Origin of the sequence: Sphingobacterium tabacisoli (assembly GCF_017908035.1) — a bacterium.
In the GTDB taxonomy this organism is placed as follows: domain Bacteria; phylum Bacteroidota; class Bacteroidia; order Sphingobacteriales; family Sphingobacteriaceae; genus Sphingobacterium; species Sphingobacterium tabacisoli.
In genome coordinates, this window is sequence record NZ_JAEQMU010000009.1 from 65,751 (window position 1) to 87,442 (window position 21,692).

Below are 21,692 nucleotides of genomic sequence, written 5' to 3' on the forward strand. Positions count from 1 at the left end.
ATTATTAGTTCAAATATACAAAATAAATAATAATAAATAATAAAAAAGTAGAACTTTAGTTATACAACTAAATCCAATTATAAGCTTTAATTTATAAATGGAAAGTCGTTATGAAAAATCTTTAGAAAAAGACATCAAAAAACTCCAAAAAAGGCTAGGAGAACTATTGAAACAAGAAAGGGAAAAGTCCATTCACGGAGAAATAAAATCCTACACAGCATTAGTAGACATCGACAAAAGTACAATTTATGCAGGTGAACGCGGTGAGTCCAACTTTACAGTCTCAAGGCTTTACACATTGCTTAGAGGCAACGGACAAACTCACGAAGAAATTATTCAAGCCTTCACATTCTTAATAACTGGCCTACATAAATATAGCGAGTTTTCATTATCTCCTGAAACCGAACAACAACTCAGACTACAAGTAAAAACCAAGTTAGGAACAGAAGTAGCTAAGTCCTTAAAATCTGACCACATTAACAGAATATACCTGATGTTGGCCTATTGTGATGACAAAAAAATAAGAAAAACTGATCTAAAGAAGTTTTTTGACCTCGATAGCTATACGAAACATTTTAACTTCTGCCTCAAAATAGCCGATGACATGGGCTGGATAAATATGACCAACCCAGAAAAACCCAATGCCAAAGACCAAAGCTACTACACAACCAAAGCTGGTAAGGAAATACTTCGTCTGAAACAAGAGGAAGGTAGCGAAACAACATAATAATAGCTATTCCCAAAAGAAAACAAAAAGGGGGTAAAATGAATAAGGGTTATAATATATATCTACAAATTCATAGACAGCTCCCTAATTTCAATCTTAAAACATACCAAAAACACAAAAAAAGCGCTCAACACAGCATTTGTCCCCCTATTGTCCACCCCTAAAACTTCAAAGTAGGCACCCCCATACCTTATCTTTACCGAGTTAGATATTTTTCAAAGTAAAGTATTCCCTATTCAATGAAGCCGATAGCAGCCTTGTTCTTACTTCTTCTTTCTGTTGGATACGCATTCTGTCAGGACAACAAAGGAAGTGTTATCCTCGACAACTCCGTAGTGCGTGTAGAGCAAGATGTCACAAGATCGCTATTCGGCGAAACTATTTATTTTGGTCCTGAAGCGGAATGGAGTATTAATGGTACACTCGAAATATGGTGCCAACGTATCTGGATAGCACCTGGAGCAAAGATCTACGGAAACGGCCGTATCCTAATTTACAATCCTGCGGAAAGCCCATTTTATGATGGCCTTAAGAAGAAACCGACGGTAATCGATGGTAACAATGGCAATTTTATTAAACTACTCGTAGAGCATCATAATAGTGTCGGTATAATACTGCAAGACATCGATGATCCAGGGTATAGCTCCACAGGTGTATCCGGATCGGATGGAGCAGCACTAAATATAGGAGGCGAATTAAAACTTGCGCAAGATGGGGCTGATATACAGCTCAACGGCTATAACCTATCGTTTGATAAAGAGGCATCCATAACGCAATATGGCAATCGCCGCAAACTGATCATGCGAAATGATTATGGACATGTTTCCAAAATACTGGCCTCTGGTTCACATTTTATGTTTCCGATAGCGACGGCATCGCTCCACTATGCCCCCGTCACTATATCTGGGAGCGACAAGGATGCGACAATCTACGCTCGGAGCAGCGATTATGCAAGCAGTATAGTACGACTTAAGCATCCGCAATCGGGTATTGCTATAAACTGGCAGGTCTACGCTTCGCAACCATTAACTGCAATGCTGACGCTCACACATCCGGTGACAGCGAATAAGGAAAAGTATAGGGACGAGCAAGCCGCGATCTACCAGTTTACGGAGATGGAAGAAATGGATCTCCTTCCCACCAAGCGAGTTTCGGAAGGAACACATCAATCCGGTGCTGTTCAATTAGCTACAGAACCATCAGATTATAGATCATGGTTTACCAAGTCAATCGCTTTATCCAATGAGCTGTTTATACCTAATGTTTTTACTCCAAATGGAGACGGCGTGAATGATCGATTTGTAATACAGCAGATGGAAGCTTTCGACATAGTCAGTCTTTCTGTTTTTAACCGCTGGGGCGACAATGTTTACCATAAGCGCGTGTATGACAATAGCTGGGATGGCTCGGGGTTGAATCCAGGGACGTATTATTATGTTATCGAAGCAAAAGAAGGGAATAATAGCTCTATATATAAAGGGTGGGTTTTATTAATAAAAGAAAATTAACGGTATGCAGAAAATATATAGTCTATTCATCATAAGCTTCTTTATTATCGGAGGCGTAAAGGGACAATCAAAAATTTCGGACAGTAGCGGAGATAGGTCACTGCCCAGCAAAAACGCGATCTTGGAATTGAACAGTAAAACACGTGGCCTCCTACATGCCCGTGTCGAACTAAGAGAAACAAAAGATCCCTATCCACTAGCCGCCCACGAAGCTGGTATTATGGTTTTTAACACCAAGGCTGTTGCCGATGTTCAAGTTGGTATTTATTATAATGATGGAACAAAGTGGGTAGCTAACCTTTCGGCTTACGATAGTTGGCTGTCGGCGGGAAATACGGGGTCGGTCGCAGATTTTGTAGCTTCATTGAAAGGAGCAAAGGGTGATAAAGGAGATGCTGGTGCTGATGGTGATACCGGTATACAAGGACCAGCAGGACCTATAGGGCCACAAGGTCTAAAAGGAGAAACCGGTTCCAAGGGAGATGCTGGGGCCGATGGTGCTGCCGGTATACAAGGACCAGCAGGACCTATAGGGCCACAAGGCGTAAAAGGGGATATTGGCCCCAAAGGAGATACGGGTGCAGACGGTGCAACTGGTACTCAAGGACCAGCGGGACCTATAGGACCACAAGGCTTAAAAGGTGACACAGGCCCTAAAGGAGATACGGGGGCAGACGGCGCAACGGGTACTCAAGGGCCAGCGGGACCTATAGGACCACAAGGCTTAAAAGGTGACACAGGCCCTAAAGGAGATACGGGGGCAGACGGCGCAACGGGTACTCAAGGGCCAGCGGGACCTACAGGACCACAAGGCTTAAAAGGTGACACAGGCGATATGGGGCCGGCTGGTTCAGATGCTTCGATCAACAATGTAGCCGCAGGAGGCGATCTAGCAGGTCAATACCCTGCTCCACAAGTAGCCGCACTACGCGGAAAAGCAATCAGCACGACAGCTCCGGTGACCAACGATATTTTAAAATTTGACGGGACACAGTGGGCACCATCCACACTAAGCGCTTTATCGGGACTAGTACTCCCCTATGCTGCTAATGAAAATAATACCTCCCCCCTATTTGCTATTAACAATAGCGGGGATGGAGCCGCAATTTCAGGTACATTAAACAGTACAAGCTCGAGCATCGCAGCGGTACAGGGTGTAATAGACAATACAACACCAGGCGGGTTTTCTACCGCTGTAAAAGGCATCAATAACGGTACGGGGGGATTAGGAATAGGCGTCTGGGGTTCCCATGCCGGATCGGCCTGGGGAGTATATTGTAGTGCTCCCAATGGGCTAGGCGTATATGGAAATGCTACAGCCAACGGCACAGGAGTATATGCCAATAGTAATACAGGCACAGGTCTTATAGCAGCTAGTACTAATGGCGTGCCGGCAAGTATCTCCATATTTAACAATTCAAACAACAACAACGTATTGAAGGCAAGCTCCGTTGGCAACGGAACTGTTATAGATGTCTCGACAACAGGTAACGGCAAAGGGGTGTTTGCGGATACGAAGTCTGGCTTTGCTATCCACGGGGTAACAGCAGCACAAAACTCTGCAGGTATCGTAGGAAATAACAATGGCGGTGGTGAGGCCATAGTAGGAATTACGACAAGTGATATAGCTGGAGCCGTGGTAGGACGTAACAACGGAGGTGGCTATGGCGTACGGGGCTTTGTAGCCACGAATACGAGCGGGAACAGCATAGGCGTATATGGGGATGTAGGGACAAGCGGCAGCACGGGCCGTGCCGGACGCTTTGAGAATTATAATGCTAACAATCCAGCGAATACGCTGGAAGTAGAAACAAACGGCACCGGCAATGCACTCCTGATAAACCATACGGGAGCATCTGGAAATTTGGCTGTATTTCAAAATGACGAAACCAATGTCGTACGGATCACGAAGACCGGTCAGGGTATCTTCAATGGTGGCACACAAAACTCTGGAGCAGACATCGCAGAGGCCTTTGATGTGATCGGCGCGCGAAATACTTACGAACCTGGAGATGTACTCGTGATATCGATAGATGAGGATCGTAAGGTAGAAAAATCATCCGATGCCTATTCGACATTGGTAATAGGTGTATATGCGACCAAACCTGGGGTATTGCTGACCGAAGAAGATATGGATACGGATCTCTCAGACAAGGTACCTATGGGAGTAGTGGGCGTAATCCCAACCAAAGTCTGTAACGAAGGCGGCCCTATTCAAAGGGGAGATCTATTGGTTACCTCTTCTGTGCCTGGCGTAGCCATGAAAGCGGACCCGAACAAAGTAAAAGTAGGTCAGGTAATCGGTAAAGCCTTACAGCCATTTGCTGGAACTGGTATAGATAAAATAAAGGTATTCGTTAACGTAAAGTAAAAACATTATGTATAGTAAATTATTGGTTATAAGCTTCATATTATGTGCACACAGTCTATTTGCACAGTCGCACGGAGAGAATAAGAAATTACAACAGGCCATAAACATGCCGAGTGACATGCAAAGCCTCAAGCCTCAAAGCACGGTCACTAAACGTACAGCGCCCCTATTGTCAACAACGGAAGATATACGTGGTCAAATAAAAACCCCACAGGAACTGTTTAATTGGATGTTTTCGATGTCGCCAATAGTGACTGTCTCTAATAGCCCTGTAGCCCTCCACTCCACTTCGGTTTCGGATACACACCTGCTCCCTACTGATATAAAGCTAGCTTCGGATCAACCCATAGAAGAGCGAAAAATAGAAAAGCCTAAAGATATAAGCAAGATGAGCAATCAAGGGCAATAAAATTAGCGCTTAGTGTCGCTAAAACGCAAACCTTACAGTCGAAGGAGGTCAAAATATGGATGACAGGTCTCTTGTCTTATAATAATTTTGATAACCTGAATTATTATGAAGCCTTCCCATCGGATGACTATAATGATATCCCCTCCCGATTATAAAAAAAATAGCCGTTTGGAAACGACGATCCAAACGGCTATTCCATATCACCTCTATATGGAGGATTATTATTTGACCAGGTCTATCTTATAACTGATTTCATCTACGATCTCCTTTACAACAGGTGAGCTGCCAGATGACTTGAACCGGACCTTACCATTCTTATCAATAATGATCTTGGTAGGAATACCGGTAATACCGTATTGCTCGACCAATGCCCCGGCACCTTCCATCTTATCAAATACCACATGAAAACGGTAACCTTTCTCTCCAATAAAGGCTTTCACCTTTTCCTTGTAATCTTCGCTGCGCTCCCAGGTATTAATGAATAGGAATACGACCTCTGGATCATCTTTATACTTGTCTACCGCTGCTTGCATGCCAGGAAATGAATTGACACATGGTCCGCACCAAGTCGCCCAAAAATCAAGAACGAGAGTTTTGTCTTTGTAATCGGACGATTTTACAATTTTTCCATCCATATCCATTAACTCAAAGTCGAAAGAGTTCTCATTGATCATCGAATTTTTCCAATAGGCCTCATTCTCTTTGGTTTTTTTCTGGTCGATACGAATTTTATAAGCTTCCCACTCCGCGGCAGTACTGCCTAAATTTTCGAACAATACTGGCCCTTCGCGTTCTTGGATTGGCGTAAGTGCTGTTTTAGCATATCTAGTATCGAGCTGCAGGAAAGCATCAAAGTTACGACCGGTCTGCATGAGCGCCTGAAATCTGATGTCCTCTAGAGAAAGCTTATGCTCTTCGATGAGGCTTAAGGCCTCTGCCCATTTCTGCTGCTTGCTAAAGAGCTGTGCCTGCAACGTATATACCTGCTGTGCAAGGTATTTGTTTTCCTGAAGCACATTAGGATACTTCGCAATAAGCCCATCAAGGAGCTGCCCACTTTGGGAGACATCACCTTGCTCAAATGCCTGTTGCGACAGCTTAAACTCAAAATTTGCTTTTGGCCCGTCTTTAACGATCAGAGCTGCATACTTTCTAGCACCAATAATCGCGTCATTATCGGTTAATTTATTGCTAATCTTAGCATAGCTTGCATCCGCAAACGATTCTGTCTGTAAAGCTGCCTTATACTGCTTCTTCCAGGTATTGATGTCTTTATCTAAACTGGATTCGTCCGTATAATCTTTCAATATATCATCTAGACGGCTACCTGCAGCATAAGTACTCTTAGGAAACTTCTTTAATAGGTTCTGATGGGCAAGCTCTACAGACTTGTTATCTCCCAAAAAACTAAAAACAGATTTGCCGTGTTTGATATACTCTTCGTTCTTGGATTCTATTAAATGGGAAGCTTCCCATTTAATAGAATCTTTTGCCAATGGATCCTTACTCGTCAATAAGCCATTGACACGATCTTGAATGTCTTTGAAAGTCAGGTTTGGTCGATTCGCCAATTGCGCCTGGGCCGTACCACCTAGTACCGCTGATAAAACGATAGCTAGAATTGTCTTTTTATATAAATGCATCTTTATCGTATTATTATTCTTTCGGATTTCTATAGTTTAGCTGCACAATATCTCCGAAATCACCGAAAGATTGTACATATTTACCTCCTTCGATATCACCTGTCGGTGTCAAATCAAAAAAGAATACTTCGCCTTCTTTACCATCATAAGTACCCACAACCAATCTTCTGTTGTACAAAGGATCTCTATATGCGCTCCAACTCTTAGCCTTATACATCTTGATATCCTTGATCTTTTTATTGGCCGGGAACTCATATAGCTTACGCGAAGAATTAGCCATTATATCATACAAATAAATAGCCTGATCTGTCGTATAGTAAAGATGCTTAAGCGATGATGAAGCCGCAAAAGCTGTTGCCTTCTCCAACGCTGGACTATTCTGAATAGCCCAGTTGGTATCGGCAGGCGTCTTCAAACTAGGGTTATAACCATAATAGTAATAACCGGACGCATCTTTCATCACGGTATAATAAGCCCCATCCATCCCCAAATCAGCAGCAATCATCGTTTTCCCTACATTAGTGACATCGTAGCTCGCGCCTACAATAGGAGTAAATGCGCGCAACACACGGCTATTATAGTCTGCAAACAAAAAGCGCTTGTGTTTATTGTCATAGAATGAATTGTAAATCTGCTTTCCCGCTGCAAAGAAATATGGAAACAAATCCGCATCTTCTCCTCCAAAAGCTCCAGAATATTTTCCCGGTGCGCCAAAGTCTGCTGATATATCTGCATGTACCTTCCCGCCATTAATGATATACTGATCACTATTGATATCATTCACCGTGTAATACGGATCTGTAAATCGAAGTTTATTCAGAAATAGATCATCCTCTGTTTTAAGCAGGTTAAAATCATTCGCATTGAATTGATAAGATGTTTGATCCGTAAATACATACAAATGATCCATCTTACTGATGATGCCAGAATATGTTTTTAGTCCCTTACCTTCCAAGTCCAAACCATTAATATCCTTTATTGGGTTCAAGAACGTTTGATTGTCCTTACGGATAAAGGAGAGCTGTGCTTTATCATTTACATTACTCATTACCAACCAGCCTTCATAAAAAGCACCATTGACCGTCAAAGGATACCGATTTATAGCCTTTAAACCAGTCTTGGTATTGGTAACCACATACTGAAGAAAGTAACTATTGGGAGACAATTTGATCACCTCCTTCAAGTCTTTCTCCTTCGATAATAAAATCGGCTTGGGCTCTTCCTGTTTAACACCAGACTGCGAAACCTCTGCTACCACAGGGTACGCTGTCCATTCGTAGGTATAGGAATCGCCAGCACTCGCTATCGATTCACTCAATACTGGCGTAATCACCAGCTCCTCCAACTGCTGGGCAACAAAGGACGTAGCTCCTGCTTCAACAGAAACCTTATTAACATCCTTATAATCGTAATTACCCTTATCCTTGGCACAAGAAAGCATAAAAATGCTCAATATACCTAATACTATTCTTTTCATATTCGTTTAGCTTGATCTATAATGGGAAACTAATTTGCTTTCCCGTCTCGTCTAACTTGGGACCAAATTCATCTTCGTACTTTTGAAGCGCACCGCTCATTATACCACCGTAGTTGATAGACTCAGAATATCCCATCGTCCCTCCTACATAATCTGGCATAAAATCCGACATACCTAGCACTTCAATCATAAAGCGGTATTTCACATCGCTGTACTCTCCAAAATAATTCTGGATATACAGCCAATAGCTTGGCTTTATCAAACGGTTGTTAAAATTGATCTTGTACGTGCGGTATAATCCTCGGCTGGAAATCATTCCCGGCCCGTTGACAAAATCTTGATTCGGCTTTAATTCCAACTCCAAGCGTACTGTCTTTGTCGCCAAGTCTTCGGTATTGAAAAGCACCACCGGATATATTAAGTTGTGTGCTCCTGCGGGTAGCTTCATCGCCGGCAGTTTATAATGCAGCCCCTCCGTAGCCGTAGAGCCTCCAACAGCGTGCAGTTGGATTTCCCGTTCATAATCCGTAACATCTCCCAACACCTGTACCTCCAAAAAGATCGTGTCTTTGGTCAATATCGCTACATTGTTGGCAAATGAATAGCTAAGACTATCACTTAATTGAGCTACAATATAAGCTCCCGAACCTGCTTGGTATTCCAGTGAGCCTTCTTTTTTACAGCTAGCAAACGTGCTGATCACCGCGACAAACAATATTATATGTCTCATCGCTATTTTAATTCTTTTATTCATTATTTCGATGTATCGTATACGGGGTTAAACTCAGTCTCGCTATCTGGAATAGGTAGGATATAAGAATCCTTGGTTAAATTCTTGCTACCAAACTGCATCCTTCCAAAATTTAAACGCTTGTAATAAAAGAACAATTGCCCTTCCGCATAAAACTCTTTCTGGTATTCTTTAGTAATCTCATTGGTCAGAAATACATCCGTAGCACCTTCCACTTTCAAAGTGCCAAGACCTCTATTGGCGCGTACAGTATTCAAAGTAGTAATGCCGGCTTCTGGCGACGAAGCTGTTTCTGCAGCAATATAGTACATCTCGGACAAACGCATCAAAGGCACAGTCTGATCCAGTCTAGCTGTATAGATAGCAGTTGTTCCTCCATTCCAAGTCTGCCAAAATTTGGACGGATATACTGTCCCTCCATCATTCTCTATTAGGTATACATATCTATAATCTGTAGATCCTCCTGTTGCTGTCTCATATAGGGTTTGATAATTGGCGGCAGTCCGCTTCAAACTATTGTTTGACAAAGACGTTGTATATCTAAAGTAAGCTGCGCTCCCAGTCTCGGTCCAATCTTTCATCTTTAATACTCGAAGGGAGAAAATCTGTTCATTGGAAAACAAGCGATCCTTGCCGGCAGCTGTGGTCGATATCTGTGCATTCGTAACGAACTTCAGCAGACCGGAGTTAATGACATACTGCGCATCCTTAGCGGCCTGCTCTTTATTGCCAGCATATAGATTGACTCGAGCTTGTAGCCCTTTGACCGCTAAGAAATTCATTGAAAAGCGACGGTCCCGATTCCCTTTGAGTATAGGGTCAACATTAGCCAACAACTTTTCGGCCTTCTCTAAATCCTTTAATGCTAAAGCAAGAAACCCTGTGACCGTCTCCGGCTTTTCCGGATTGGCATTCATCACGGTACGGTAAGAAATAGCTAATGCATCTGCCCCTTGTCCGAAAGAAACCGCGTAGAGTCTTAATAATTCAAAATGTAGGTAAGCCCGCAAAGCCAAGGCTTCTCCTTTTATCAAAGCGTGATTATCGCCTGTGAATGTAGCTCCCGAATCATCGATATGGGCCAATATATTATTCAGGCCAGCTATGGCATTATAACTTCCTTGCCAGATTCCTTCACTGATTTTTTTGACTTCGTCTTTATCAAAATTCAATCCTGCACTCTCTATAAATATGAAGCCATTGGCCGTAGTTGCATAATTCTGCGCCATTGCAGAGACAAAGCCCATACTGAGCTGATCCCCATATAACGGACGATCCGCCATAGATGCATAAATACCCGTGATCGCCTGCTGAAAGCCAATCTCAGAACTGAAAATATCGTCCTCTGCTATCGAAGACTTGGGCTTCACATCGAGGAAGCTGTCACATCCCGTATTGACCAAAAGCAATACGCTAAATATGTATAGTAATATCTTTTCTTTCATAATAATCCTATTTTATAACCCTACTCTTAATGATAATGAATATGTACGTGCAAAAGGATTGTCGATACCTCGCTCTGCCTGAATACTACTAGCGCGGAACAAATCATTGGTAATTGCAGTCAGCTGTAAACTATTCAATCCCCAACGCTTTACAAAGGCATGTCTATAAAAATTGTAGGAGAATGATGCCGAATTAAAGTTTAATGTATTCTCATCCTGTACAAAACGGGAGGTCGCTCTTGTCTTCGCTTTATTAATTTCAATGCGGGTATACGGACTATGGCTTCCTGGTCCTGACCAGCCTAGATCGTACGCTCTGCGGTCTACATTGTATTTTGGATCTACACTTTCTACTCGATCTACCAAAGTCTGGTTGTAGTACTGACCGCCAAAACGATAGTCAAACTGTAGTGACACATTAAATCCTTTATAATCGACCTGTGTTCCAAAAACACCGTTCCATTTTGGATCTGTGACACCATACGCCACCTTATCGGCCGCATTCCAAGAGAATGATCTCTCGCCATTACGTGTTAAAAAAACCTCGTTTCCGGTGGTGGGGTCTACCCCGAGCGAAGGAACCACATAGATGGTATTGATCGCTGCTCCTTCTGTCAACAAAATATTAGGAACGTTCGGACTATCTTTTAGTGCTTCTTTATTAAGCTTATCATTTAAGGATTTCAATTGGTTAGACAGCTTTTTCAACACATTTTTATTACGAGCGGCACTACCATTGACAGACCAAACAAAACCTTCGGCAAGGCGGTTGATAACTTTGTAGCGCGCATTGATCTCGTATCCATTATTTTCAATCTCTCCTAGATTCTCCGCATAACTCGAAAATCCTGTTGATGAGGCTAGGGTAATCTGCGTAATACTATTCTTCGTCAACGCACGATAATGATCCAAACGAAGGTCTAAAGACTCATTGAACAAGACGATATCGGCTCCAAAGTTGGCCGTACGTACATCTTGCCATGATAGATTAGGATTACCTAAGCCTTTGATCGAAGCACCTACTTGTCCATTATAAATATTACCAGTGGTATAGTCATAGCGTGTCTGCGCCTGGTAAGCAGGGACGTTAATACTTCCTGAAGATCCGTAGCTCGCGCGTAACTTAAGTCTATTAACTATTTCACTCGTGGTGAAGAACGATTCATTATGAATGTTCCAGCCCGCTCCAGTAGACCAGAAGGTACCAAAGCGCTTGTCTGAGCCAAACTGGGACGAACCATCCCGACGAATAGATACATCAGCCAAATAACGATTATCATAGCTATAACTACCGTTAACCAAGGCTCCGATCCGGTTGACTTTGCCCTCATCGCCCGTAGGACGACCATTTTGTTCGTACTGTGTCGCAAACAAAAGATTGTCTAATTTATCGAAGGCAAAGCCTTCTGTTGCTATAGCATAAAAGCTCTGTCTGGAACTTGCGATGTCAAAACCTAAAGTAGAAAACACCAAATGTTTACCAAATGATTTGTTATAATTGGCCGTTAGCCGACTCTCATAACCAAAATCATCGTCGTTACGCACCTTATAACTACCCCGACGGGTTATATCTTCCTGTTTAATAAAACTAGAATGCTGTGCTGGTAAAAACTCATCGTTATCTCCTTTTTGCTTATTCAAGCTGAGATTGGCCTCTATAAACAAACCTGGCTGTACATCGTAGCGCACCTGAAAATTGTTGGTCAAACCAAAGTATTTATTTCTATGAATAGAATGGAGCGTAGCATCGTATATAGGATTACCATAGGTATCGAAACGACCTGGTTCGGTCTCTACCTTTTCCAATTCACGCTTTACATTCCCCTGTGCGTCGAAAGGTGTCCAATATGGATTCATCAAAACATAGTTTTTAAAAGATCCATAGGGCGATTCATTAGCCACATTTTGGAAAACTCGAAGTGAATTCTGAAAACGAATATTTTTCACCTTGTAGCTTAGGTCAAATTGGCCGGAATAATTCTTCCGAGTCTGTCCTTTCATGACACCCGCCTGCAAATCGCCAGCAACCTGTACGCCATATCGCACGTAATCATCACCTCCTTGAAGATAGACGGAGGTACGATTGGAAGCACCGGTCTGTACAGGCTGTGCGAGCCAATCGGTATTAACCCCCGATAAAACAGCCTCTAAACGATCATTATACATCTTATCGTAGAAGTATTGATTCGCTACCGATGTACTGGGTCTATTGTAAACACCAGCTCGTTTTTCAAAATCTAATTTTTCTGCTGCGTTCAACAACTTATAGACCGACAGGTCTGGTGTTAACAACCTAAAGTCATTATTGACCGTCACCTGAACTCTACCTGCCGCCGGAGCAATAGTCGATATAACCATGACTCCATTCGCTCCGCGCGACCCGTATATAGATGTCGCGGATGCATCTTTTAAAAGTGTAATAGAAGCAATTAGATTCATATCCAAATCGACAACCCGCTGTATATCTACTTCGAAGCCATCGAGAATAAATAAAGGCGCATTGGGATTGGCAGATAATTCACCACTCAGATTAGGCATGGAGTTAGCTCCCCGAAGCTGTACTTCAGGAAGGGTATTGATATTACCTCCGGCAATATTGTTGGGCATAATCCTAAATGAAGGATCTAAAGCACTGACAGCGGCAAAAAGATTATGAGAATTGATACGCTTCAACTCCTCGCCTTTCATCGATGTAGCAGCCCCAGTAAAGTTTCCCTCTGGTCTTTTGAATATCCCTGTCACAACAACCTGATCTAATTCCGTATCGTCCGCGACTAAACTGATTACGAAATGCCTAAATTCGGCAATTGCAATCTCCTGTGTTTTATACCCCATATAACGGATCACCAAAATGGTCCCTCCGTCAGGTACTGCTAAAGAAAAACGTCCTTTATCATCGGTCTGGGCCATCGTCTTGGTCCCTTTGACCTGTACGGTTACGCCCACAAGAGCCTTCCCATCACTCTTGTTGGAAACAACGCCTGTAATAGCTCGGTCTAGGGTCTCCCTTTCAGACCCCGCAGTAATAATGATGGCTCTGTTCTTGATCTGATAGCTTAGGTTTTGTCCATCTAAACATGCATCGAGTGTCTTGGTAAGGGCCTCATCTTTGACACGGATCGAAATCGGTTTAGCATTTTTAATCAACTTCTTATTGTAGAAAAAATCATAACCACTCTGTTCCCGAATGTCATCGATAACCCGCTCTAGGGGTTCATTGGTTTTATTAAGGGTAATTTTCTGTGCAAAGCCATTGGCACTTACCTGTAATATCGCCGCAGTCAGAAAAAACATGACTAATTTCATCTTCAGCAAAAATTTAATCAAGGCGTGTTTTTGACTTTCACGCCTGAAATCTGATTTATAATTCATAAATTTAAGTTGCTTGGGTTTTATCCAAAGGTGTTTATATCCATAATTTCTTTATCCCAAAATGGGAAGGGTGGATCCGGCATTTGTGACTAGGGGTGCTACCAACACTCCTAGTCTTCTGTTACGAATCAACCAAGGTCAATAATGATTATTTCATAACAGTTACTCTCCTTCCTTGTACTTCAAAATGTATTTCTTTGGTTAGTTCCATAATTTCAAAAATCTCCTCTATATTCTTGTCTCGGGATATCTTTCCTTCAAAGGTCATATTCGGGTCTGGCTTGATCTTATACACAACTTCAATATCATACCAGCGTGCTACTTTATCCATGATGCTCTCTAGGTTGCCGTTGAATTTAAAATACCCATTTTTCCAGGCTGTTACTTCTTCCAGATCAATGTTGCCTTTTATCAGACTCATCTTTCCATTGGATACCTGTACCTGCTGTCCAGGTGCAAGTTTCTGAACCGCGGTCCCATTAGACACCTCTACTGCTCCTTCTAAAAGGGTGGTTATATGAGGAAATGATCGGTAAGCTGAGATATTAAATTTGGTACCCAATACTTTGATTTCCTGTCCTTCGCTCTCGACAATAAAAGGATGGGATGCATCCTTTTGTACCTCAAAATAGGCTTCGCCACTGAGTACGACTCTGCGCTCGCTCCCACTAAACTGAACGGGGTAACGTAGTGAGGATACGGAATTGAGCCAGACTTTGGTACCGTCGCTTAGTGTAATACGATATTGTCCGGCCGCAGGCACAACGATTGTTGCCGAGGTATGAGCACTAGTGCTGATAGTATTTCCATCTTCATAGGTGATCGCATTGGCCTCGTTAACAATTCCGGATTGCGATTCACTGAGCTGATATTGTGAACCATCATCCAGCACAATTGTCGCCCTATTCGTGCCCGGAGTAATGGGTGCAGATGAGGTGATATTTGTAACAATACCAGGTTGGGCATCAGGCTCTACCGCATTGGACTGGGTATAATAATACATACCTGCCCCTACTGTCGAGAAAAGTAGGGCTGCTGCGGCGTAACGTGTCCATCTAAGAAAACGTACTCTAGTCACTGGACGACGAATCTCCTGATCAAGACGCTGCTTGATCTGATCTTTGATTTCGCTTTTTTCTTCGACAGTTATCTTTGAGAAATCATCTTCATAATCTTCAATAAGTTTATCTCGCTGTTCGAGAAATTTTAACTCAGCTTCTGTCGCTGTACCAGCAAGATAACGTGCAATAATGTGCTTTAAGTGTTGACTATTTTTTTGGTCCTTCATAACTTATGCCAACCCAATATGGTGATCGGTCTATAAGGTATGTGCTTGAAAAAGCGAAAAGTCCCAAAGTGAAATAAAAAAAAATAAAATTATTTTAAAAGCGAGGATATAATAAGAAGCGTTGTGAGGTAATGTGCATATCTTTCCTGTAGTTCTGTCTTGGCTCGTTGCAGCTGATTCTGAACGGTTTTACGAGAAATGCCCAAGTCGTTTGCAATAGTTTCTGTCGACAGTCCGTCTAGATAATGCATCAGAAATATTTTTCTTCTTTTTTCGGGTAACACTTCGATCCAACAGGACAACAATTGCTCATATTCTTTTTCCTTTATGCTGGTATCGGCATAAAAATAAGAAACAAGATACTCTTCAAATTCCAGATAATAACTGTGCTCTAATGGTGCTTTCTTAAGTTCTTTATAAGTAAGAAACCGTATTGCACTATGTAAATATGCAGAGAGGTTTTCTACCTGCAACGTTTCGCGTCGCCGCCAGATATCCATAAATACCTCCTGAACAAGATCTTGACATCTTTCTTTGAATCGGAGCCTATTGTAGGCATAGCTGTAAAGGGAAGACCAATACTGATCATAAAGATGCCCAAAAGCGACTTCGTCTCCGTGTTGCAGTTGGAGCAGTAGTTCTTTTTCATCGTATGGACATGCAGCAGTCATTAGATCTCGGTCAGTTAATCGGGCTAAACTTAACAAATATTTTACAAATGGTTAAGATTTCTAATCAAAAAACTGAACAGAAGCCTCCATCATATAAGCAGAAACGTTTTGTGACGGAGGTCCGGTTGGTTGTCACACCGATTATCAAACTATTTCGGAGTACAATACATATACCCCAAAAACACTTAGGGCGGTTTGATCAAACCGCCCTAAGTAAGAACTAAAAAAACTATTTGGTCACGTTAAAAAACGTATACTCCAATTTTAGAAACACCCCGTCTTTTATCGGGCGATGTACGGAGCCATATAGCTCCTTCTGGTAGGCTACATCTATACGGGCCTGACTATTGATAATAAATTGTACAGCCGGTACAATGTCCATATAGGAACGGCCATTCTTCGTTATGGTCTGCCCTACTAGTTCTATCATGGCATTGATATTGGTCTGCTTATAGCTTTTATAACGGTTAGGGTACATTAACCTTCCAGCCGAAAAAGTATAATTGATGGCGTCTTTTCCATATAACTCGGGAAAGTCGTTGCCGTCATTGTCCAAGGCGCGCCCATAACTGACATTAGAGCTGAGTGCCAGCTTCTTAATAAGTTGTGTTGCAACAAGACCGACTTCAAAACCGGAGTTTTTGCCCATGAGATCTATTGACTCCTGGTGGATAGCGCTCTTGTTCCAGCTGTATCTTCCGAAGGCCGCCATCCGGAAATGGCTCTGCAAATCATCTACAGAATAGAAACGATACTTGGCATAAGCGCTGGCACCGGCTAGGTTCATGCCATTTGCGGCATTGTCAAAATAGCTGGAAGCACGGACCATAAGGCTCTTATTGATTCCCCATGTTACTTCGGGAGATAGCCCGTAGATATAATTATCTTTTATGTCATTCTTGATTAATGATTGACCTACGCGTACACTAAGTGAACCGGCCGGCACATTGCTGGCCGGTTCTGTAACTACAAATAATTCCTGTGCATATGCACCTATAGCGCTGCATATGAAAAAAAACATTACGATATACCTCATACTACAATGCTACTATATGGTATACTTTATCGTTTTCTGAGGAATAGCTACCATGTTTTGCATAGGTTTTTGATAGCTTCTTATACTCTTTTTGTGTTACAAAGCCTTTGTCAACGACTCTGTACTGGTTTGAGCTGGCTTTCTTGTCTTCGATAAATACTAAAGAATCGTCTCCAACAGCAACTTGTTGCGCGGCAACGGCTTCAGGTGACAGGGTCAAAACCATAGATCCAACGAAGAAGCCTGCTTTTTCAACGGCATCCTTTAGCACTTTGGGGCTTACCGTTTGGTTGTCATTGAAAGAAATCGTAAACGTGTTTGTGTTAAGGTCTGTAGCAACATCAGCTATCTGCGACAGGGATTTTAACTGCTTGTTGATGGCATTGGAACACATCGAGCAGGTAAGCCCTGTAGCCATGATATCTACTTTTGAAATCTGTGCATGACCAGAAAAACTGGCAACTAATAAACCTAAAACTGCTATAAATGATTTTATTGTGAAAGTTTTCATCGTTATCTTATTTTTTAATTTGTGAAATAATCTGTGATTCTGTAGGGTTGATTGCGACAAGTTTGCCCGACTGGTCAAATAAATAAGTCGCCGGGAGGGCTTCAACGCCAAATACGACGGCAGAGGACGCATCAAATCCTTTGGGATCGATCAATTGTGTATGCTTCATCCCGTCTTTCTGAATAGCCTGAAGCCATTTTTCATTGTCCTTGTCTATAGAAATCCCTACAATTTCGAAGTTCTGTTTTTTGTACTTATCATACATCTTTACAAGGTGCTTGTTGGCTTTTCTGCAGGGCAGGCACCAAGAAGCCCAAAAATCGACCAAAACCGTCTTTCCCTCAAAGGAACGAAGTGCGATATCGACATTTTTATCATTCTGTAATGTAATATCAGGAAGTATATCCCCAATTTTCACCTGTGCATAGGAGTTATTAGCAACTAGCAACAGGAGCATTACTGCCCATACTGTATGTATTGATTTCATCTATTTGTTTTATGCACAACCACTCGTGAGCCCGGACAAATTGCTATTGACACCGTATGTCGAAGCAATCTATAGCTTGGTCTTCTCGTGCTTGAGCTATTATAGACCACAGGTATAAGAATACAGTCATTGATTGCCCGGATTCGTTACAGCAAGGATCATTAATAAAATGAATGTTTACCTGAAAAAGGTGTGGACAGGACAGACCATGGGCTGTCCATGCTGAAATATTAGCTTATTTTGGGAGGAAGCCAGATAGCGCGGGCATCATTGCTGTGAAAGAACTCGAGGTAGAAATAGTTTTGCTCTTTTTCGGAAAATTCGAAAAAAAGATCACTCTCGGCTATATGAAAAAATAAAGAAGTCTTGCCATCTATAGAATAGCCGCAGGAACAGCTTTTGCCATCGCCCTTGCAGTGTTTTTTAGGAGTAGCTTCTTTTTCTTTGCAGCAAGATTTTTGAGATGACATCTTTTGACAGCATACCTTGACACCTCCGACAGCTCGCGCCATCGCGTACTGCGGCCCCATAAACAGGGCAATCACAGCAAGGAACAGTATGAAAATCTTCTTTATCATCATATCTAAAAGATAAAGGTAATATTTTTAAAACTCGTTTCTACCAAAAAGACTGTAATCTATGTGATACATTATATGTCATCAAATCGAAAAAAACTAGCTATCTTAGAGGTTATTTTAGTTGCTGACCTAAAAAAGTGCAGAGCCGACACATGATTTTTAAAACACTACGAGCAAATATCGCTGTAGAAGACAGTACATTTGATGAACTGTACCCTTTACATATAAGAGAACTGGCAGATCGTCACTGGACACCAGTTGCAGTAGCAAAACTAGCCGCAGAGTATTTGGTGCAGGGACCCAACAGCAAGGTGCTCGATATCGGTGCTGGTGTAGGCAAATTCTGTTTGGTAGGAGCTTCCTGTACTGATGGCATGTTCTATGGTATCGAACAGCGTGAATCGCTGATAAAATTATCTACCGATATCGCCGAAAAGTATGATGTTAAAAATGTGGAATTTATACATGGCAACATCAATCAGGTTTCCTTTGCGGACTATAATGCGTTTTATTTCTACAATTCTTTCTACGAAAATATAGACACTTCCTGTCCGATTGATGATCTAATTCCGACGGATACAAAACTGTTTAAGGTCTATACAAGGTATCTAAAAAATGAGCTGGATCAACTACCTATAGGTACCCGCCTGGCAACATACTGGGGTACCTGGGACGAGGTGCCCCGAAGCTTTGAACTGGATGGTTCAGCCTGCAATGGTATGTTGAACTTCTGGAAAAAAACGGTGTAATAAAAGAGGCTATCTTTCGATAACCTCTCCAACACAAATAATATTATGAAACTTTTATTTCTTTAACCACTCGTCCAAAAGTGCTTTTAGTTTAGGGTCAGATGGACGTGGACTATCCGCTGTAATTAGATTTCCTGCTTTATCAATTAAGATGTAACGCGGAATACCGGTTACTTTATAGGCATTTGACAGGTCATTACCTGATCCTGCATGGATCTGGATTCCCTTCATACTTTTTGTTTTCACATATTCTTCCCACTTTGGCTTATCCTGATCTACAGATACACCGACAAATACGACTTCCTTGTCTTTGTATTCTTCATTCAGCTTCTCCCAGTGCGGCTCTTCGGCTCGGCATGGTCCACACCAAGTCGCCCAAAGATCTACTAATACGACTTTACCTTTCAAATCATCCAAAGCTATTTTCTTACCATCGATGTCTGGATAGGCAAATTTAAAGGCTGGAACTCCTGTTTTGGTCTCTACAAGTTTAGCTCCTACAGCTACTACACGCTGCTGCTGTTCTTCTAGAGTAAAGTAATCCTTGTACTGCTCGCTCATCTCTAAGAAATCATTGTACGAACGGGATCCCTCCAAACGATTGACTATAAACTGTCCTTTCAGAGTCTTGGAAGGAATGGCCGCCACCTGTTGGTCAAAGTCTGGCTTTGTTGCCAAGTCTATCTTTTTAAACACCAATATGCTTAGAAAACGATCCCCATAGGGTAATTGAAGCAACTCATCTTTTAAATATTGGTCAGCATTAAATGAAGTATAATACGCGCTCATGTCCTCTTTTTTGGGATGGGCCGAACGGGGCATATAGAGATAAGAAATCGTGTAATACGCAAAATCAAAATCTACCACCGTTGGAAATAGTGCATCAAACTTCGCATTGCCTGTTTTAACAGATTTCGCAATCTTTGCTACATTACCTTTAAAAGCCTCTACCTCCGGAAAAAAATCTACATAGGTACTCATACCGGCCAAGTTTGTTCCTTTGTCTTTGAAATTTGCAGACTGCTTATCCCATCCATAAAGAGCTTGATTCTCTTTACTGTTCTTACCGACTAGCTCATATCCTTCTTTTGATATCTTAACGTTAAGATCTTCTCCTCCTTTAAAATAGAAACGGTGAAGCCCCTGTTGGTTTTGAGAAGTACCTGTGCCGACCATATACAATCCCTCGTAAGTCGGCGTAAAACGAAAACCGAAACGACCTTCTTGATCAGGAGTAGACGTCGCTATCTCAACCAAACGACCATTGTAAATTCTAAATAGACTGACCTTCCGATAGGGAGCGGAATCTAACGTACCATTGATATTACTTGCTGTCTGTGCTATAGCCATCACAGTCGTGATTGCTGCAACAAACATTAAAACTATTTTCTTGATCATATATAATCTGTATTTATTTTCTTGGGTTTAATTCAGGGTTTTAGTTGATTCAATTCATGGAAAACCCTAAAGGACGTTTTAAATCCATAGCGACGAAACCATTAATATCTTTACGTTTAATAGCCGCCTGTATCGCTAATGCGTCTTCCTTTTTAATTTTATAATATGGATTTTTGAAATCATCCGTCAGCAATTGCTCTATTCCTCGGTCAGCATTTTTGAAATCGCCAAGGTAGGTGTACAACAACGTGATCTTGTACTGGTCGGAAAACTCAAGCTTATCCTTTTTGGCCTGTTCCTCGTATTCGGAAAGGATTTTTTTAAGTACCGAAGTGTTTTCCTTCTGGTCAATAATTACTTGCCCAAGCGCATTGCTTCGCTCTTCCCATTTGGGATAAAGATTAAATTCATCCATCAATGTAAAATAGATTTCAGCATCTTTTGATGTATTATAAAATTCTGTAGCAAAACTAGGCAAGAAAACCTCCCAAAGATGATCGTTAAATACAGGTTTTATATGGGTAAACATTTTGCGAAGTGCATCAACATCTTGCTTTCTACCAAATTGTTCGCTTTTTATTTTTGCAAGCCCATTAATCTTGTTCATTAATAGATTGCCCCCGTACATTTCGATCAATTTAGGAAGATTATCGTATGTCCAATCATTGTATTGCGGAAACTGGGTCACCGAATTAGCTAAAAATGCTACTTCGCTAAACAAATCCTTTTGCTGAGCTAAATAAGGCTCTAACTCTGAAAAAGGGTGATTGACTCCTGTTTTGATAAACCGCTCACTATAAGCCGCAGGATATTCTCTGTCCAGGTCTGTATCAAATGCCAAATAACGGTTTTGATCATTTAGCTGAACAGCCTTCTGTAGCAAGGGAACGAAGCGCGGCACACCAAAGAACCCGGACTCCGTCAAAATAGCTTTACCCTCAGCATTTAGAATAACATAGGTAGGAAACCCCTTTGCTCCGTATTTACGTGCTAATCTCTTGCCATCCGTTTCTTTCATCACGTCAGTCTTGTAGAGAATAAAATTCTTCTGAACCTCGGCCTGTACCTGCGGATCAGGAAACACTTTTTTGTCCATCTCGGCACAGGGCATACAGCCGACAAAGTACATATCAATAAGGATCAGTTTGTTTTCTTTCAGCGCCTGCGCTCTGCATGCTTCAAAAGAGCCTTTAAACGCCTGGTCCTGTGCTTTCACAACCACAATAATAAAGCAGAATGCAAGTAATAGGTATATTATTTTTTTCATTATT

The 21,692-nt window shown here is 41.8% G+C and carries 18 protein-coding genes; 5 read left to right on the forward strand and 13 right to left on the reverse strand.

Annotated features, from left to right (window positions below; genetic code table 11):
• Positions 1 to 97 precede the first annotated feature (97 nt).
• From JKG64_RS21855 to JKG64_RS21870, 4 genes are all read left to right on the forward strand, one after another.
• Positions 98 to 727, forward strand: a complete 630-nt coding sequence (locus JKG64_RS21855; protein ID WP_210356396.1) for a hypothetical protein — start codon at positions 98 to 100, stop codon at positions 725 to 727.
• 239 nt (positions 728 to 966) lie between these two features.
• Positions 967 to 2,235 carry a gliding motility-associated C-terminal domain-containing protein gene (locus JKG64_RS21860; protein WP_210356397.1) on the forward strand — a complete coding sequence of 423 codons (1,269 nt, stop codon included), beginning with the start codon at positions 967 to 969 and terminating at the stop codon, positions 2,233 to 2,235.
• A 4-nt stretch (positions 2,236 to 2,239) separates the two neighbouring features.
• Complete coding sequence (locus JKG64_RS21865; protein ID WP_246512759.1) at positions 2,240 to 4,606, forward strand: collagen-like domain-containing protein; 2,367 nt, start codon at positions 2,240 to 2,242, stop codon at positions 4,604 to 4,606.
• A gap of 7 nt (positions 4,607 to 4,613) precedes the next feature.
• Positions 4,614 to 5,015, forward strand: a complete 402-nt coding sequence (locus JKG64_RS21870; protein WP_210356398.1) for a hypothetical protein — start codon at positions 4,614 to 4,616, stop codon at positions 5,013 to 5,015.
• A gap of 221 nt (positions 5,016 to 5,236) precedes the next feature.
• On the opposite strand, the gene JKG64_RS21875 is transcribed toward JKG64_RS21870, so the two are convergent.
• The 11 genes from JKG64_RS21875 to JKG64_RS21925 all read right to left on the reverse strand — a co-directional run bounded on the left by JKG64_RS21875 (position 5,237) and on the right by JKG64_RS21925 (position 18,277).
• Positions 5,237 to 6,658: a TlpA disulfide reductase family protein gene (locus JKG64_RS21875; RefSeq protein ID WP_210356399.1), complete on the reverse strand. Its 1,422-nt coding sequence runs from the start codon at positions 6,656 to 6,658 to the stop codon at positions 5,237 to 5,239.
• Positions 6,659 to 6,671: 13 nt separating this feature from the next.
• Positions 6,672 to 8,135, reverse strand: coding sequence for a PKD-like family lipoprotein (locus tag JKG64_RS21880; protein ID WP_210356400.1), 1,464 nt, complete (start codon positions 8,133 to 8,135; stop codon positions 6,672 to 6,674).
• A 16-nt stretch (positions 8,136 to 8,151) separates the two neighbouring features.
• A complete protein-coding gene (locus JKG64_RS21885) occupies positions 8,152 to 8,865 on the reverse strand; it encodes a DUF4843 domain-containing protein (protein WP_210356401.1) in 714 nt (237 codons plus the stop codon).
• A 23-nt stretch (positions 8,866 to 8,888) separates the two neighbouring features.
• Positions 8,889 to 10,331: a RagB/SusD family nutrient uptake outer membrane protein gene (locus tag JKG64_RS21890; RefSeq protein ID WP_210356402.1), complete on the reverse strand. Its 1,443-nt coding sequence runs from the start codon at positions 10,329 to 10,331 to the stop codon at positions 8,889 to 8,891.
• A 12-nt stretch (positions 10,332 to 10,343) separates the two neighbouring features.
• Complete coding sequence (locus JKG64_RS21895) at positions 10,344 to 13,637, reverse strand: SusC/RagA family TonB-linked outer membrane protein (RefSeq protein WP_210356403.1); 3,294 nt, start codon at positions 13,635 to 13,637, stop codon at positions 10,344 to 10,346.
• A gap of 214 nt (positions 13,638 to 13,851) precedes the next feature.
• Positions 13,852 to 14,991, reverse strand: coding sequence for a FecR family protein (locus JKG64_RS21900; RefSeq protein ID WP_210356404.1), 1,140 nt, complete (start codon positions 14,989 to 14,991; stop codon positions 13,852 to 13,854).
• An 89-nt stretch (positions 14,992 to 15,080) separates the two neighbouring features.
• The gene (locus JKG64_RS21905) at positions 15,081 to 15,662 is read right to left on the reverse strand and encodes an RNA polymerase sigma factor (RefSeq protein WP_210356405.1); all 582 of its coding nucleotides are present in this window, start codon (positions 15,660 to 15,662) and stop codon (positions 15,081 to 15,083) included.
• A 229-nt stretch (positions 15,663 to 15,891) separates the two neighbouring features.
• Positions 15,892 to 16,698, reverse strand: a complete 807-nt coding sequence (locus tag JKG64_RS21910) for a hypothetical protein (RefSeq protein WP_210356406.1) — start codon at positions 16,696 to 16,698, stop codon at positions 15,892 to 15,894.
• Position 16,699: 1 nt separating this feature from the next.
• Positions 16,700 to 17,209, reverse strand: a complete 510-nt coding sequence (locus JKG64_RS21915; RefSeq protein ID WP_210356407.1) for a heavy-metal-associated domain-containing protein — start codon at positions 17,207 to 17,209, stop codon at positions 16,700 to 16,702.
• Positions 17,210 to 17,216: 7 nt separating this feature from the next.
• A complete protein-coding gene (locus JKG64_RS21920; protein WP_210356408.1) occupies positions 17,217 to 17,696 on the reverse strand; it encodes a TlpA family protein disulfide reductase in 480 nt (159 codons plus the stop codon).
• Positions 17,697 to 17,926: 230 nt separating this feature from the next.
• A complete protein-coding gene (locus JKG64_RS21925) occupies positions 17,927 to 18,277 on the reverse strand; it encodes a hypothetical protein (protein ID WP_210356409.1) in 351 nt (116 codons plus the stop codon).
• Between the two features lie 149 nt (positions 18,278 to 18,426).
• On the opposite strand from JKG64_RS21925, the gene JKG64_RS21930 reads away from it, so the two are divergent.
• Positions 18,427 to 19,023, forward strand: a complete 597-nt coding sequence (locus tag JKG64_RS21930) for a methyltransferase domain-containing protein (protein WP_210356410.1) — start codon at positions 18,427 to 18,429, stop codon at positions 19,021 to 19,023.
• Positions 19,024 to 19,077: 54 nt separating this feature from the next.
• On the opposite strand, the gene JKG64_RS21935 is transcribed toward JKG64_RS21930, so the two are convergent.
• Both JKG64_RS21935 and JKG64_RS21940 read right to left on the reverse strand, forming a co-directional pair.
• Positions 19,078 to 20,421, reverse strand: a complete 1,344-nt coding sequence (locus JKG64_RS21935) for a TlpA family protein disulfide reductase (RefSeq protein WP_246512761.1) — start codon at positions 20,419 to 20,421, stop codon at positions 19,078 to 19,080.
• 49 nt (positions 20,422 to 20,470) lie between these two features.
• Positions 20,471 to 21,688, reverse strand: coding sequence for a thioredoxin family protein (locus tag JKG64_RS21940; RefSeq protein WP_210356411.1), 1,218 nt, complete (start codon positions 21,686 to 21,688; stop codon positions 20,471 to 20,473).
• Positions 21,689 to 21,692 lie beyond the last annotated feature (4 nt).